The organism is Hansschlegelia plantiphila, assembly GCF_027922265.1.
In the GTDB taxonomy this organism is placed as follows: Bacteria; Pseudomonadota; Alphaproteobacteria; order Rhizobiales; family Methylopilaceae; genus Methylopila; species Methylopila plantiphila.
Genome location: NZ_BSFI01000022.1, coordinates 178,536 through 193,837, shown reverse-complemented (window position 1 = coordinate 193,837; position 15,302 = coordinate 178,536). Strand labels below are relative to the sequence as shown.

General features: G+C 66.4%; 12 protein-coding genes. 2 read left to right on the top strand and 10 right to left on the bottom strand.

The genetic code is table 11. The features are described from left to right. Positions 1-7: 7 nt before the first annotated feature. The 4 genes from fhuF to PKE75_RS16430 form a co-directional block, all read right to left on the bottom strand. Positions 8-721, bottom strand: a complete 714-nt coding sequence (gene fhuF / locus PKE75_RS16445) for a siderophore-iron reductase FhuF (protein WP_271169826.1) — start codon at positions 719-721, stop codon at positions 8-10. Continuing rightward, on the bottom strand, positions 718-2,733 hold the full coding sequence (fhuB, locus tag PKE75_RS16440; protein WP_271169825.1) for a Fe(3+)-hydroxamate ABC transporter permease FhuB: 2,016 nt from the start codon (positions 2,731-2,733) through the stop codon (positions 718-720). The genes fhuF and fhuB overlap by 4 nt, the downstream gene beginning before the upstream one ends. After that, on the bottom strand, positions 2,726-3,505 hold the full coding sequence (locus PKE75_RS16435; protein WP_271169824.1) for an ABC transporter substrate-binding protein: 780 nt from the start codon (positions 3,503-3,505) through the stop codon (positions 2,726-2,728). The genes fhuB and PKE75_RS16435 overlap by 8 nt, the downstream gene beginning before the upstream one ends. Before the next feature lie 107 nt (positions 3,506-3,612). Further along, the gene (locus tag PKE75_RS16430) at positions 3,613-5,835 is read right to left on the bottom strand and encodes a TonB-dependent siderophore receptor (RefSeq protein WP_271169823.1); all 2,223 of its coding nucleotides are present in this window, start codon (positions 5,833-5,835) and stop codon (positions 3,613-3,615) included. A gap of 257 nt (positions 5,836-6,092) precedes the next feature. Here PKE75_RS16430 and PKE75_RS16425 point away from each other — a divergent pair, with 257 nt between their 5' ends. Both PKE75_RS16425 and PKE75_RS16420 read left to right on the top strand, forming a co-directional pair. Then, on the top strand, positions 6,093-6,857 hold the full coding sequence (locus tag PKE75_RS16425; protein WP_271169822.1) for a 4'-phosphopantetheinyl transferase family protein: 765 nt from the start codon (positions 6,093-6,095) through the stop codon (positions 6,855-6,857). Positions 6,858-7,503: 646 nt separating this feature from the next. After that, positions 7,504-7,671, top strand: coding sequence for a hypothetical protein (locus tag PKE75_RS16420; RefSeq protein ID WP_271169821.1), 168 nt, complete (start codon positions 7,504-7,506; stop codon positions 7,669-7,671). 107 nt (positions 7,672-7,778) lie between these two features. On the opposite strand, the gene PKE75_RS16415 is transcribed toward PKE75_RS16420, so the two are convergent. The 6 genes from PKE75_RS16415 to guaB form a co-directional block, all read right to left on the bottom strand. Continuing rightward, positions 7,779-9,347 (bottom strand): AAA family ATPase, encoded by a 1,569-nt coding sequence (locus PKE75_RS16415; RefSeq protein ID WP_271169820.1) that lies wholly within the window; start codon positions 9,345-9,347, stop codon positions 7,779-7,781. A gap of 564 nt (positions 9,348-9,911) precedes the next feature. Continuing rightward, positions 9,912-11,474 (bottom strand): glutamine-hydrolyzing GMP synthase, encoded by a 1,563-nt coding sequence (gene guaA, locus PKE75_RS16410; RefSeq protein ID WP_271169819.1) that lies wholly within the window; start codon positions 11,472-11,474, stop codon positions 9,912-9,914. A gap of 78 nt (positions 11,475-11,552) precedes the next feature. Further along, complete coding sequence (locus PKE75_RS16405; RefSeq protein WP_271169818.1) at positions 11,553-11,819, bottom strand: hypothetical protein; 267 nt, start codon at positions 11,817-11,819, stop codon at positions 11,553-11,555. Between the two features lie 61 nt (positions 11,820-11,880). Then, positions 11,881-13,176, bottom strand: coding sequence for an RsmB/NOP family class I SAM-dependent RNA methyltransferase (locus PKE75_RS16400; protein ID WP_271169817.1), 1,296 nt, complete (start codon positions 13,174-13,176; stop codon positions 11,881-11,883). Between the two features lie 10 nt (positions 13,177-13,186). Next, positions 13,187-13,609 (bottom strand): MAPEG family protein, encoded by a 423-nt coding sequence (locus tag PKE75_RS16395; RefSeq protein ID WP_271169816.1) that lies wholly within the window; start codon positions 13,607-13,609, stop codon positions 13,187-13,189. 26 nt (positions 13,610-13,635) lie between these two features. Beyond that, the gene (guaB, locus tag PKE75_RS16390; RefSeq protein WP_271169815.1) at positions 13,636-15,129 is read right to left on the bottom strand and encodes an IMP dehydrogenase; all 1,494 of its coding nucleotides are present in this window, start codon (positions 15,127-15,129) and stop codon (positions 13,636-13,638) included. Positions 15,130-15,302: the final 173 nt, after the last annotated feature.

The following is a 15,302-nucleotide window of genomic DNA, read 5'->3' as shown; positions in this document are numbered from 1 at the left end:
CCGGTCGTCAGTCGTCAGCCGCGACGCCTTCGGGAATGACGGGACAGGTTCCGCAATAGCCGGCGCCCGGCGCGAGATAGCGCAGGCAGCAGACGCGGCGGACCCGCCCGCCCGCCGGATAGCTCACGGGGGCGTAGAGCGGGTTCGGGCGCCCGCGCCGGCGTCGCTCGGCCATGAGGGCCAGCCCGGCCTCGACGCCCGCGGCGTCCGCGCCGAGATCGCCCGCGCCGCGGACGATGAAATCGAACACGTTGCCGGCGTTGCTCCAGAACACCTTCGGAGACGCGCCGCTGACCGCCGCGAGCGCCGCTATCAGCGGCTCCAGATGCCCCTCGATCAGCCGGTCGAAACGCGTCTCGCCGGCCTCGGGACCGAGGGCTTCGCCCCCGTGCGGCAGCGCGAAACGACGCGTGCGGCCGCGCTCGTCGGCGACCAGCGCCACCTCGCCGAGCGTCACGGGCAGGTCAAGGTCGAGCAGTAGATTGGCCGCAAGCACCGCCGGCATTAGCGCCGAGAAGTGGCTCTTCGACCATATCGAAGCGACCGCGCGACGGTCGCCGTCTCCGTAATCAACCGCGAGACGCTCGATCAGCGCGCCGAGCGTCTCGCGGTTGAGCAGATCCGCCGCCGCCCGCGCGCCCTCGACGGGCGCGAGCGTCAGGCTGTCGGAGAAGGGCTCGAGCGGCCCCCTGAACAGCGGTGCGAGCGCGGAAATCGTCATCGCTTCGACTTCATGAGCCAGAGAAAATAGAGCCCCCCGAGCGCTGTCGCGACCACGCCGGCCGGGATCTGCCACGGATAGATCGCGTTGCGGCCGATCCAGTCGGCGAGCGCCATCAGAATCGCGCCGATCAGCCCGGCGGCGAGGCTTTCGGCGAGCGCCGTCCGCGCGCCAAACAGCCGGGAGAGATGCGGACCCATCAGCCCGACGAAGCTGAGTGGTCCGACAAGCACGGTCGACACCGCCGTGAGCGCGGATGCGAAGACAAGGAGCGCGAGCCGGCTCCGCCCGACGGAAAGCCCGAGCGCCTGCGCCGGCGGATCGCCGAGCGGAAGGATCGCAAGCCAGCGCGCGGCGAAGGGCAGCGCGAGCGCCGCAAGCGCGGCCGCGACGCAGGCGCCGGCCGCGAGCGACGCCGTCACGGCGTAGGTCGAGCCCGCAAGCCATGTCAGCAGCTGCGCGGTCCGCGGATCCCCGGCGACGAGGAGCGACTCGACGGCCGCGTTGAGCAGGGCCGTCAGCCCGACCCCGATCAGCAGCATCCGCATGGGAGCGAAGGCCGAACGGCGGCCGATCGCGAGCACCATCGCGAGGCTCGCGAAGGCGCCCAGCGCGGCGATGGCGAGAGATCCGCCATAGCCGAGGCCGGGCGCCAGGAAGGCCGTCGCGATGAGCGCGATCGCGGCGCCGGCCGAGACGCCGAGAAGCTCGGGGCTCGCCATCGGGTTTCCGCTGATGCGCTGGAGAATCCCGCCCGAGACCGACAGCATGAAGCCCGCCGCTAAGGACGCCGCGACCCGCGGCCCGCGCCAGGTCGAGAGCGCCGCGATCTCGGAGCCGGTCGCCCAGCGCCAGCCGCCGTCTGGCGTCCGGCCGAGGGACAGCGCGAGCAGAACCGCGACGGCCGCGAGCGGAGCCAGCGTCAGCAGCACGCGGGGGATGCCCGCCGCCGAGACGCCCCGGCGTCCCGGCGCTTCGCCGCCGCGTTCCCCGGAGCCGGTCGACCGGAAGCGCCAGACGAGCCAGAGCAGCAGCGGCGCGCCAAGCAGCGCCGTCACTGCGCCGGTCGGCGGCAGCGTGCCGCCGGTCGTGGCCACCAGGGCCTGATCGGTCAGGAGGAGCACGCCCGCCGACACGCCCGCCCCCCAGACGAGACGCTGTCTGAGGCTCCGCGCGCCGGCCGCGCGCGCGATCGCCGGTCCCGCAAGGCCCACGAAGCCGATCGCTCCGACCGCGCCGACCACGGAGGCGCTGACCAGGACCGCCACCGTCACCGCCGCGAACCGCGTCCAGGCCAGCGGGACGCCGAGGCTCCTCGCGCCGGACTCATCGAGATCAAGCACAGCGAGCGGACGGGAGATCAGCGCCGCCGCCAGCGCCGCGACCGCGATCCGCGGGGCGAGACCGGCTGCGGCGGACCAGTCGTTCTGCGCGAGCGACCCGGCCTGCCAGATCATGAGGTCCGACAACTGCTCGAAATTGCCGATCGCCAGCATCTTGTTCGCGGCCTCGAGCGCGAGCGAGACGATCAGGCCGGCGAGCACCACCGCGAAAGGCGCGAAGCCCCGGCCGCGGGCGAGCGCGAGCACCAGCGCCATGCTCGCCGCGCCGCCGACGAGCGCGAGCGGCTCGTAGCCGTAAGCCAGCAGGCCCGGCGCCCACAGCGTCCCGGCGTAGAGCGCGAAGCGGGCGCCTGCGAAGACGCCGAGCGTGCCGGGCTCCGCGAGCGGATTACGCAGCACCTGCTGCAGCAGCGCGCCCGACAGGCCGAGCCCCGCGCCGCAGAGCAGCGCGACCGCGATCCGCGGCAGCGCGCTGTATCGCAGGACGAGCTCGCGCATATCGGTCACATCGGGCGCGAGCAACGCCTGTAGCCAGCGCCCGACCGGCGCCGCGGCCGCCAGATTGAACGCCGCGACCGCGAGCGCCGCCGCGAGCAGCCCGAGCGCGACCGCGCCGGCGCCGGCCGCGGGCCGACGGGCCGCGGCGCCCGCGGCCATGGTCTCAGCCATGCGTCCCGAGCGCGAGGCGGAGCTGATCGGCGAGGCGGGCCGCGGAGGCGAGGCCGCCGTTCGGATGGACCACCGGCATGGCGATCACCTCGCCGCGCGCGACTGACGGAAGCGCGCGCCAGAGTGGGCTCCGGTCGAGACGGGCGAACGCGCGTTCGGTTTCGGCCCCGCGATGGAAATGCACGATGCGCGCCTCCGGAATCGACGCGAGGTTCTCGACCGCGGCGAGCGCGGTTCCGAAGGCGTTCTGACGCCCTTTCCAGGCGTTCGCCACCCCGCAGCGTTCGGCGACCGCGCCGAGGACGCTGTTCGACCCGAAGACGGCGAGGTGGCGTCCGTCCTCGAAGAAGCGGCAAAGCAGCGTCGGCTGGTCCGAGACCATGGCCTTCGCCCGGTCGCAGGCGGCGTCAAGCGCAGCGGCGAGCGCCGCCCGTTCGCGCTCGCGACCGACGATGTCTGCGAGCCGCCGCGAGATCATGTCGAGCGTCTGGAGCGGCGGCCGGCGCTGGAGGTCGCCCAGCACCTCGACCGGCGCGACGCGGGCGAGCGTCGCGCGGCTGCCGCTCGCCTCCCAGGCCGGGAGCACCATGAGGTTCGGCGCGATCGACTGCAGGAATTCGAGATTGGGCTGCTGGATCGGCCCGAGGTCGAGCACGCTCGCCGGCAACTCGGGCTGCCCGACCAGGCGACGGTAGAGCCTGTTGTCCGCGGCCGCGACCGGCGGCGCGCCGAGCGAGACGAGGATTTCGGTGAGTTGCAGTTCGAGCGACACGACGCGCGGCTCGGCGGCGAAGACCCGCGCCGGCGAAACGCAGACGGCCGCCGAAGCGGCCGTTGCGGCAAGGGCCCTCAGCGCGCCCCGGCGGCTGAGCGAGGATGTCACCACTTGTAGGACAGCGTGGCGAGGATCGTGCGCGGCTGGCCGTAGTTGCAGCCGGCTTTCGCGGAGACGCAGGAATACGTCTTCTTGTCGAGCAGGTTCTTGGCGTTAAGCTGCGCCTGGAAGCCCTGCATCTTCGGGTTCAGCGCTCCGAGATCAAGCCGGGCGAGGGCGTCGACAGTGACGTAGCCGGGCACGTTCCCATAACGCTCTAGAACTTTGCCGTTCACGGGATCGACGGACTTCGGCTCGTCGATGTTGGTCTTCCCGAAATATTTCAGGCCCGCTCCAAGCGTGAGGCCCGGAACGCCGATCGACGTCAGGTCGTATTTGGCCCAGACCGCGGCCTGATGCCAGGGAACAGTGGGGAGTTGCTGGCCGATGAGCGCCGTGTCCTCGTCCTCGACCGTCTTGGCGTCCGTATAGGCATAGGACGCCAGAAACTCCCACGCGCCCTGCCGGCTCTTGGCCTCGAACTCGAACCCCTTCGAGCGGACGAGGCCAGTCTGCTTGTACTCGTAATTCGAGTCCAACCCGACCACGTTGCGCTGCTTGATCCGGAAGACCGAGGCCGTCAGCAACGTCTTCTGGTCGGGCGAGGTCCAGCGCAGGCCGCCCTCGTATTGCTCTCCGGTGGTCGGCTTGAAGGAGGGTCTGAGCCCCGTACCGGCCGTCTGTTCGGCCACGATCGCCGGGGAGAAGGATTCGCTGTACGAGACGTACGGCGCGAAGCCGTAAGGAGCCAGGTAGACCGCGCCGAGATGCGCCGTGAAATCGTGGTCTTTCTGCTTTGGATAGATTCCATACGCAGGCGTATCGTATTTCAGGTCGGTCGACGCCCAGTCCTGGCGGCCGCCGGCTAGGAAGATGAACTTGTCCGCGATCTTTATCTGATCCTGCGCATAGACTCCGACCTGATTGATCTTGCGGTCGAAGCCTCGGTTGGCCCCATAGCCGCCCGAGATGGGGGCGGAATCGGGGCCGTCGAAGTCGGCGAAGCCGCCGAAATTGTCGCGATAGCGCTCGGTGTCGTAGGTCTGGCGGGCGTAGTCCACGCCCACGATCGCGGTGTGCTCCACCGGGCCCGTGTCGAACTTGAACTGGAGGTGGTTGTCGGAGGTCCAGACCTTCGAATGTTCCGTCCGCGCGCTGCGGCCGCGCGCGATCGTGGTCGGCCCGGCGAAGCGGAGAAACGTCAGATAATCCCAGTCGGCCTTCGATTCGTAATAGCGACCGCGCGAACTGAACGAGACGTTCTCGTTGAACGCGTGGTCGAAGATATAGGAGAGAGCGCCGGAATTGATGTTGTAGCGATCGAAATCAGTATCGCCGATGAAGAAGTCGCGCGGCACGCGACGGCCGCCGGCGTTGCGGAACACCGTGCCCTCGGCGTCCATGGGGGCGGTGAAGCGGGTCCGGGTCTCCTGGTAATAGGCGAGCAGGGTGAGCGAGGTGGCGTCGGTCGGCTTCCAGGTGATCGCGGGCGCGATGTAGCGGCGGTCGTCGGGCACATGGTCGATCCAGCTGTTTGAATCGCGCACGAGGCCGGTGATCCGGTATGCCCAGTCGCCGCTGGTCCCGATCGGACCGGACACATCAGCGGAGAGCTGCTTGTTGTCGAAGCTGCCGCCCGTGAGGTTGATCTCGCCGATCGGCGTGAAGCTCGGCCGCTTGGTGACCGAGTTCACGATGCCGCCCGGCCCGAGCTGGCCGTAGAGAATCGAGGCCGGCCCCTTCAGGATCTCGAGGCGCTCGAGCCCGTAGAGCTCCTGCGACCCGTCATAGAGATTGGCCTGCAGCTTCATGCCGTCGCGAAGCTGGCCGAGGTTGCCGTTGGCGGTGTCGAAACCGCGCACTAGGAATTCGTCGAGCGCGATCGACCGGCCGGACGAGAACGACGCCACTCCCGGCGTGTAGGAGATCGCGTCCTGCAAGGTGGTCGCCCCGCGGTCCGTGAACTCGTCGCGGGTGACGACCGAGATCGACTGCGGCGTCTCGACGATCGGCGTGTCGGTCTTGGTGCCGGAGGCGCTGCGGGAGGCCACGTAGCCCTCGACCGGCCCCTCGGCGGTCTCGCCCTGGCCTTTCCCCTGGACGTTGATCTCCTCGAGCGGCACGGCGCTGCCATCCTGCGCTCGCGCGGCGACGATCTGCGCGGCGCAGAGCGCCAGCACTGAAACCCCAAGGAAGCGCGCCCCACGGCCGCGCCTGACCCGCACCATCATCGACAGTCCCCCGAATGTAACGTCCGCTATAGACGACCCCGCGAGACAAAAGCCATGGATCGCATCGAATCAAACTCATAATTTCTTGATACCATGAAGCTTCGCGCTATGTTGCAGCCATACAACAATCTATAGGTCGTCTATTTCCAGCATAAGCTACTCCTTAGAGTATTTATAGTTTTCGGATGACCACGAATTCGAACTGGAATAATTCTGATTTGGAGAGCGGTTGCCGGCGCGCCGAACCCGGGGCCGTGGCGCTGCGTCTCGCGAAGCCGGAGGCGCTCGACGCGTCCGAGCTCGAGCGCTTCGAGCGGTTGCTGTCGGAAGACGAGCGCGGCCGCTGGCGCGGCTTCCGCTCGCGCGAGGCGGCGGCGCAGTTCCTCGTCGGGCGGGGGCTTCTACGCAGCGCGCTGTCCGATTGCGCCGATATCACGCCGGAGCGCTGGCGCTTCGGCGCCGACGCCCATGGCAAGCCCCGCATCGCTTCGCCGACTATCCCGCAGGACCTGCGCTTCAACCTTTCGCACACGCGCAGCCTCGTGGCGCTCGCGGTATGCGAGGGCTTCGAAGTCGGGGTCGACGTCGAGGAGATCCGCCCGCTCGACATCGCGGAGCTTGCGCCGCTCGCGCTCGCGCCCGAGGAGCGGAGCGCGTTCGAAAAGCTCGCGCCGGACGAGCGGCTGGAGCGCTTCTATACGCTGTGGACGCTGAAGGAGGCCTACGCCAAGGCGCGGGGCTTCGGCCTGTCGCTGCCCTTCCCCGAGATCGTCTTCGAACCCTGTGACGGGGGATGGCGGCTCGCTCGCGCGCCGCAGGACGCCGCCTCCTGGACCTTCCTGACCATGCGGCCGACCGACCGCCACCGGCTGGCGATCGCCGCGGAGGGACCTGCGGTGACGGTCGCCGTCATCGGGTATCTCGGACCGCCGGCTGCGGCGGCCGGAAACGACGAGCGGGGGAACGGCTGCCGCACCGAGATAGCCGATGAACTCATGCCCGAGAGGCTCGATGCCTGATGGTGGTCGCGCGTGCGCAGGGAGAACAGCGAAAGGCTCGTTACCGCATGCTTTGCCGGAATACTTGTCCTTGACGGGCCTTCCACGCTTTATCGTGATTTAAAACGCCGCCACGGGACATGAGCTAGAGCGGGCGCAAACCGATTTTTGAAGGGCGGCATGAAACACCTCGCCTATTTTAGGAAACGGCGAGGCGCGCGAAAAACGACTTCGAAATGATCCTGGTTCAACCGGTGATCGGTGGCTTCGATCACGGACGACGCGCTCCGGCTCCTAGGCACAACCGAGTTATATTCGTTCGAACCCACCCAAGCAAAACGACGTATGGCGATCCGCTCAATACATTCCAGAACTATCGGAACAAACTATCCGACAATTCTACGCTAGACCATCCCACACTATCCGAAACTACGACCCGTCATTCCCACTCAATTATAAAATTCCATAAATTGCTTTATATTTCAATATCTTGAAAACGACTCGTCGTTTGATACCATGAAAAGTACCACGACAGGAACCCGCAAATAACCGCTACGAAAATTGCTTCCGTTCATTGATCCACCGGTTCTGTCTTGTGCAATTTAATGCAATGTACAGAGCAGTAAGCTTATAAGGAGCCTCGTACCCATTTGAACGAGGATTGAGCATGAGCAGCCCGACGCTTGAAATCGTCACCGAAGACGCCGGGCTCTACGCTATCGCCCGCGAGGCTAGTGAAACCCTCGGCGTGATTGGGCCGATGGACGATCGTGACGCAATCACGCAAGCTGCCGAAGAACGCTGGCCGACCATTGATCACGTCGACCTGCCGTAAAGGTGACGCCATAGCCGTCCTGACAGCTTTCGACCCCGGCCTTGCCGTTCCGATTGAATGTCCTCTTGCACGGAAGCGGACATTCAATCGGACGATGATCCCACAACCTATGCCGCAGAAGGCGTCGGTAGCACAGCCTCGATTGCCATTCGCAGCCTGTCATCTTCCTTGCTCTGAATGGCACGCGTGACCCAGGCAGTGAATTCGTTGACGCTGCCAGCACGCATCCGTGCGGCGAGCGCCAGCAGCGGCTTCTTGCGGTCGTAAATAGCGAGCAGTGCAGGTAGGTCGTCGCCCGCTATTGCGTCGGTTATTATCTTTTCGATCCCTGCGGCAATCGCGGCGACGTCGAGCGCACCCGTTTGGGTGACGTAGCTGGTAGAGAGGTCGACGACTGACTTGTCGGCCGAGAAGTCGATCCGCTTCAGCATCTGATCGATGCGCCGGCGGCAGTAACCGAGCACTACCTCATTAACGTTCTCCGGCACCATCGCGTCAGCGAATACTGCCGCCTTCACCTCGGCTAGCTTGCTCTCCAACTCAGCGCCGCTGAAATCGTTCTTCGCCAGAATGATTTGCGACACCGTGGGTAACAACAGCAGATTCTCGATCTCAGCGACAGGTAGCACCGATACGCCGATGCCGGCGAGATACGCCCGGTCGTCCGTGTCGCGTCCATCCGCGTCGACCAGACCGGCACAGGTGATGCGGGTGAAGGCCGCGTTGCGCCGCATCGTAGCGACCGAGTGAATGACACTCTCGCATCCGCCTCGCGGGATCACTGTCCAATCTGGATAGCAGGCACGGTAGAAGGCGATGTCGAGACTACCCTGTTCGCCCTCAACGAATAGCACTGGCTTCCGGCTGCCGAGAATTAGCGTGACCAGTTCCTCGCTGAATCCTTCCGCCTCCGGCACGTCCTCGATCATCCAACCAGTCGTAGGCGCATAGCTCCGCACAACGTACTTTCGGCCTGCTCTTGCAGCAGCAAATTCTAGGTCGTGCGTGATAAGGAGAAACGCACAGTCTGGTCGTGCCGCCTCCAACTCGTCCCACAATCGACTTAAAATTGAGCGATGAACGTGAATCTCAGGCTCGTCCATAATGAAGGCAGAGCCAAAGTCGGCGACTAACACCTGTCCAATAATGTAGAAGACGGCCTTCTCGCCGTCGCTCATCTGCGTGATGTTGTACGGATCACTCATAGAGCCTTCAGCATCACGGGCTATTACAGTGATATCGTCTGCGGTAGTTGCTAGGCTACGGGTCGGTAGCACTCGGTGAAAAATTGCCTTCAATTTGCGTAATACGGTTTCGCGGCCTACTACGGGCATTCCCGCTTCGGCCGCATCGTTCACTGCTACTCCGACGTTTGCTTGTTCCGCGAAAAGCACTTGAAGCAGTGATCCAGCGTCATTGAGGATGAAACGAGGCTGCGCTTGACCCCATCGATTTACGTCACGCGCCTGTTGGACTCCACCATATTGCTGTGGATCGTTGTATCCGTATCGCAATTGATTGCGAGCTGTTTGCTCGCTGATTTTCTCGATAGAGGGGTCAAGTGCGAGCATCCGTTGCGCTGAAATCCGGTGAGCGGTTGCACCAGCCTGCCGTTCACATTCCATCGCGAGACGTGTTTTCCCGCTGCCGTTCGCGCCAACGATGATCGTCGACATACCAGCACGCAATTGGACGGGTACGCTCGCGCCGGTTAGCTGAAGATTAATAGGAAGTGGCAACGCAAATTCCTTCGAGAATCGATAACCTTATTAGTAGCTGAATGATTGCTTTCATGACTACCAAGGACAGCTAGTCAGCGACAGTTTTATGCACCAGTCCCCCCGGAGGCTGCCGTTCCGCTTCCCACCCCTCCTCGGTGATCCCGTCGTGGTCAGAATCTATCTCGCGCCTGACCGACTATCGCGAAGCAAGGGGGGACTGAGGAATACAGATCGCCCTCTCAAAATGCGCCAAAACACCCGAAATACCATGCTCGCGCAGGCCCTGAACGGCGGCTGAAGCAGAAAAGGAATGTTCTACACTTTCAGTGGGTTACTAAGCTGCGCACGGCTCCAATCGAGCATCTGATACCATGACCGAGCCGTATTCCCATTCATGGCATCGGCAAACGCTTCAAGCGAATGTCGCTCCGATGCCATGAAAAGTACCATTGATGATGCGGGATAAGTTATTGTTTTCTTGAAATTTACCAAGCGAAATCAATAACTTGAAATCTCAATTCATTCCCACTCGATCGTGCCGGGCGGCTTGGAGGTCACGTCGTAGACGACGCGGTTGACGCCCCGCACCTCGTTGATGATGCGGGTCGCGGCGCGGCCGAGGAAGTTCATGTCGAACGGGTAGAAATCGGCCGTCATGCCGTCGACCGAGGTGACCGCGCGGAGCGCGAGCACGAAGTCGTAGGTGCGGCCGTCGCCCATGACGCCGACGGTCCTGACCGGCAGCAGGACGGCGAAGGCCTGCCAGATCACATCGTAGAGGCCGGCCTTGCGGATCTCATCGAGATAGATCGCATCGGCCTGGCGGAGGATGTCGAGCTTCTCCTTCGTCACCGCGCCGGGGCAGCGGATGGCGAGGCCCGGTCCCGGGAAGGGGTGGCGGCCGACGAAGGCGTCCGGCAGTCCGAGCTCCTTACCGAGCGCGCGGACCTCGTCCTTGAACAGCTCGCGCAGCGGCTCCACGAGCTTCATGTTCATGCGTTCGGGCAGGCCGCCGACATTGTGGTGCGACTTGATCGTGACCGAGGGGCCGCCGGAGAACGAGACGCTCTCGATGACGTCGGGATAGAGCGTGCCCTGCGCGAGGAATCCGGCTCCGCCGATCTTGCGCGCCTCTTCCTCGAACACGTCGATGAACAACCGTCCGATCGCCTTGCGCTTGGCTTCCGGGTCTTCGACGTCCTGCAGCGCGGAAAGGAACATGTCCGCCGCGTCGACGTGGACGAGCGGGATGTTGTAGTGGCCGCGGAACAGGTTGACGACCTCGTGGGCCTCGTCCTTGCGCATCAGCCCATGGTCGACGAACACGCAGGTGAGCTGCTCGCCGATCGCCTCGTGGATCAGAACGGCGGCGACCGAGGAGTCGACGCCGCCCGAGAGCCCGCAGATCACCTTGCCGTCGCCGACCTGCGCGCGGATCCTTGCGATCGCCTCCTCGCGATAGGCCGCCATCGACCAGTCGCCCGCGCAGCCGCAGATGTTGCGCACGAAGTTCGACAGCACCTTGCCGCCCTGCGGCGTGTGCACGACCTCGGGGTGGAACATCAGGCCGTAATAGTGCCGGGTCTCGTCGGCGATCGCGGCGAAGGGCGCGTTTTCGGAAACGCCGACGATGCGGAAGCCCGGGGGCATCTGCGTAATGCGGTCTCCGTGGCTCATCCACACCTGATTGCGGCTGCCGTCCTCCCAGACGCCGGTGAACAGCAGCGAGGGCGCCACGACGCTGAGATCCGCGCGGCCGAACTCGCGGTGGTGGCCCGCTTCGACGACGCCGCCGAGCTGCTCGGCCATCGTCATCTGGCCGTAGCAGATGCCGAGGACGGGCACGCCCGAGTCGAACACGGCCTGCGGCGCGCGCGGCGTCCCCATCTCGGCGACGGAGGCGGGGCCGCCGGAGAGAATGACGCCCTTCGCCCCATAGCCGGGGAAAACGTCGGGCGCCGCGTTGAACGGCACGATCTCGCAATAGACGCCCGCCTCGCGGACGCGTCGCGCGATCAGCTGGGTCACCTGCGACCCGAAATCGATGATGAGGATGCGGTCGTGGGAGGGTTCGGCGGTCATGCGTGTCCGTACTCCGAACACGCAAGTCCCCGCAACGCCGAGAAGGTCGCGGCTACTCTGAAAATTTCGACGAGCTGGCTAGAGCCTGCCGCCGCCGTCGGGATTCGAGGGCGCGGGCGTCGTCTGGTCGGCGACGGGGCTGCACATGGTCGGCGCCTCGGTCGCGAAGCGCTGGTTGAGCTTGCTGCAGCCCCAGTCCCGGAATGGAGTCGGCAGCATCGGCCCGATGGTCGCGCCGATGCGGTCGTGCGGGTTCGAGCCCCAATTCGCGTACCAGACCCAGTAGCCGGCGACGATGATGACCAGAAGGCCGATAAGCTGAAGAAGGCCGCTGACTGTCCGCATCTGCTCCGCCGAAACCGTTTATACGCCCCGAGAGTGGGACATGGACCGCAGAGCCCGTCGGTCAAGAGCGCGAGAGCGTCGCGACGAAGAAGCCGTCCGTGCCGGAGCGCCGCGGCGTGAGAAGCAGCGCGTCGCCCGCGCCGTTCGCATGGGCCGCCACGGCCGGCAGACCGGCTGAGACCGCGGCCTCCACGGCGGGGACGGAGCGGAATTCCGGATGCCGGGAGAGGAAGGCGGCGATGCGATCCTCGTTCTCCTCCGACAGCACAGAACAGGTGACGTAGACCAGCCGGCCGCCCGGCTTCACCAGCGGCGCGCCGGCTTCGAGGACGGCGTCCTGCTCGACCATGCGCTGCTCGAGAGCCGACGGCCGCATCCGCCACTTGGCGTCCGGGTTGCGGCGCCATGTGCCGGCGCCGGTGCAGGGCGCATCGACGAGGACAAGGTCGGCCCGCTCGACGAGATCGGACAGCACGTCAGCGCCGCCGCGCGGCGAGCGAAACTGGAAGTTCCGGACGCCCGCCCGCGTCGCCCGCTCGTTCAGCGGGGCGAGGCGCCTGACGTCGCTGTCATGGGCGTAGATCTGGCCGGTGTTGCGCATGCCGGCCGCCAGTGCGAGCGTCTTGCCGCCGGCGCCGGCGCAGAGGTCGACGACCTGTTCTCCCGGCGCCGCCGCTGCGATGAGCGCCGCGATCTGCGAGCCCTCGTCCTGCACCTCGACCAGCCCCTTGAGATAGGCCGGCTCCGCCTGCACCGGCGGCCCGCGTCCGTCGTCGGAGAGCGGGATGCGCAGGCCCCATGGCGATAGCGGCGTGGGGATCGGCTTGAGATGCGCCAGCGAGCGCTCCGCCTTGGCGCGGTCTCCCTTCAGCGCATTGACGCGCAGGTCGAGCGGCGCGCGACGCGCGAGCGCCTCCCCCTCCTCCGCCCTCTCGTCGCCGAAGGCGCGGGCGAGCGGAACGTCGAGCCATTCCGGATAGTCGCCGCGGACATGGGCCGGCGCGCCCTCGAGCGAATCGCCGGACGTCATGGCCGACCGCTCGGCGTCGCTCGGCGGCTCCGGCGCATGAGGGCTCGATCCGAACGCAGCCGCAAGCGCCGTCGCGTCGGCGCTGCGCGTAAAGACGAGCGCGCCGAGCACGAGCGCGCGCGGCGTCTCGGCCCCCATCCGCCAGGCGATCGAGGCGCGCGAGCGGAGCGCGTCGTAGACCAGGCTCGCGATCCGCGCCCTGTCGCCCGAGCCCGCGAAGCGATGCGAGCCGCCCCAGTCCTTCAGCGCCTGCGGCGCCGGCCGGTGGCGGCTCTCGATCTCGGACAGGACTTCGATCGCGGCGAGCGCGTGGGCGGCGGGGGTCACGCGTCGTCCTTCAGGCGTTGAGCAGAATGCGAACGGCGAACACCGCCCACATGACGGCGAGCACGATCACGCCGGCCGCGAACAGCGGGAAGCGGAACTTCAGCCGGTTGGCCCCCGTATGCTCGACGGCGTGCAGAAAGCGCGTCGCGACGAACACCCAGGACAGCGTGACGAACAGCAGGTCGGCCTTGCGCGACAGGATCGCGAGCGGAACCAGCGCGAAGAACAGCGTCGGAATCTCGAACTGATGATGAAAGCAGTCCGAAACCTGCTGCGCCTTCGCCGGCCAGCCATAATTGCGCGGCGATCCCTCGCGGGGCCTCACCTCGCCGGCGCGCACGGCGGCCGCCCGCGTCCCGCCCATCCAGAACAGCAGGAAGAAGACCAGCAGCACCTGCGCGAAGACCGGGGCGAGGATGGCGGGAAGAGTCATCGGGGACGCCTTTCAGCAGGCGCTTCTCACACCATGCTCGGGTAATTCGGGCTTTCGCGGGTGATCGTGACGTCGTGGACGTGGCTTTCGCGCAGCGAGGCGCCCGAGATCCGGACGAAGCGCGCCTTGTCGTGAAGCTCCTGAATGGTCGCCGCGCCGACATAGCCCATCGCCGCCCTGAGGCCGCCGGCGAGCTGGTGCAGCACCGCCGCGACCGGCCCCTTGTAGGGCACCTGGCCTTCGATGCCCTCGGGCACGAGCTTCAGGCGGTCGTTGACGTCCTGCTGGAAGTAGCGGTCCGCAGAGCCCTGGGACATCGCCCCGACCGAGCCCATGCCCCGGTACGATTTGTAGGAGCGGCCCTGGTAGAGATAGACGTCGCCGGGGCTCTCGTCGGTGCCCGCGAGCAGCGATCCGACCATGGCGGCGTCGGCGCCCGCCGCCATCGCCTTGGCGAGATCGCCGGAATATTTGATGCCGCCGTCGGCGATGACCGGCACGTCCTCGCGCCGGGCGACGTCGACCGACTCCATGATGGCGGTGAGCTGCGGCACGCCGACGCCGGCGACGATCCGAGTCGTGCAGATCGAGCCCGGACCGATGCCGACCTTGATGGCGTCGGCGCCCGCGTCGATCAGCGCCCGCGTCGCGTCGCCGGTCGCGACGTTGCCGGCGACGATCTGGACCTCGTTGGACAGCCGCTTGATGCGCGCGACGACGTCGAGCACGTGCTGCGAATGGCCATGCGCGGTGTCGACCACGATCAGGTCGCAGCCGGCGTCGATCAGCGCCTCGGCGCGTCCGAAGCCCTTGTCGCCGACGGTCGTCGCGGCCGCGACCCGAAGGCGGCCCTGGGCGTCCTTGTTGGAGTTCGGGTTGGTGACCGCTTTCTCGATGTCCTTCACGGTGACGAGCCCGACGCAGTGGTACGCGTCGTCGACCACCAGAAGCTTCTCGATGCGATGTGCGTGGAGCAGGCGCTTGGCTTCGTCCTGGCTGACGCCCTCATGAACGGTGACGAGGTTGTCGCGCGTCATCAGTTCGGAGACCGGCTGGCGCGGATTGGTCGCGAAGCGAACGTCGCGGTTGGTCAGGATGCCGACGAGCTTGCCCGGCCGGCCGGCCCCGTCGCGCTCGACCACTGGAATACCGGAGATGCCGTTGCGCTTCATCAGGTCGAAGGCTTCGGCGAGGGTGCCGTCCGGGGCGATGGTGACGGGGTTCACCACCATGCCGCTCTCGAATTTCTTGACCTGCCGGACTTCCGCCGCCTGCTCTTCGGGCGTCATGTTGCGGTGGACGACGCCGATGCCGCCGGCCTGAGCCATGGCGATCGCGAGACGCGACTCGGTCACCGTGTCCATCGCCGACGACAGGATCGGTATGTTGAGCGAGATCGTCCGCGTCACCCGGGAGCGAAGGTCGGCCTCGCCCGGCATCACTTCAGAGAGGCCGGGCCGCAGGAGGACGTCGTCGAAGGTGAGCGCCTCGCTCCCCAGAATGTCGTCAATCCTGGCCATGCCGAACCCTCCTGATGCGGATGTGCGCGCGAGCGCCCGGCGCCGCCAATACGGCGTCCGGCCCCTTGAGCGTCGGCTTAGAAGGCCGGAGCGCGGTTTGGGGAAGTTGGCGCGGACCTTTAGCACGGCTCGCCGCACGCGCAAATCATCGAGCCGCCCGTTCGGCGCGGAGC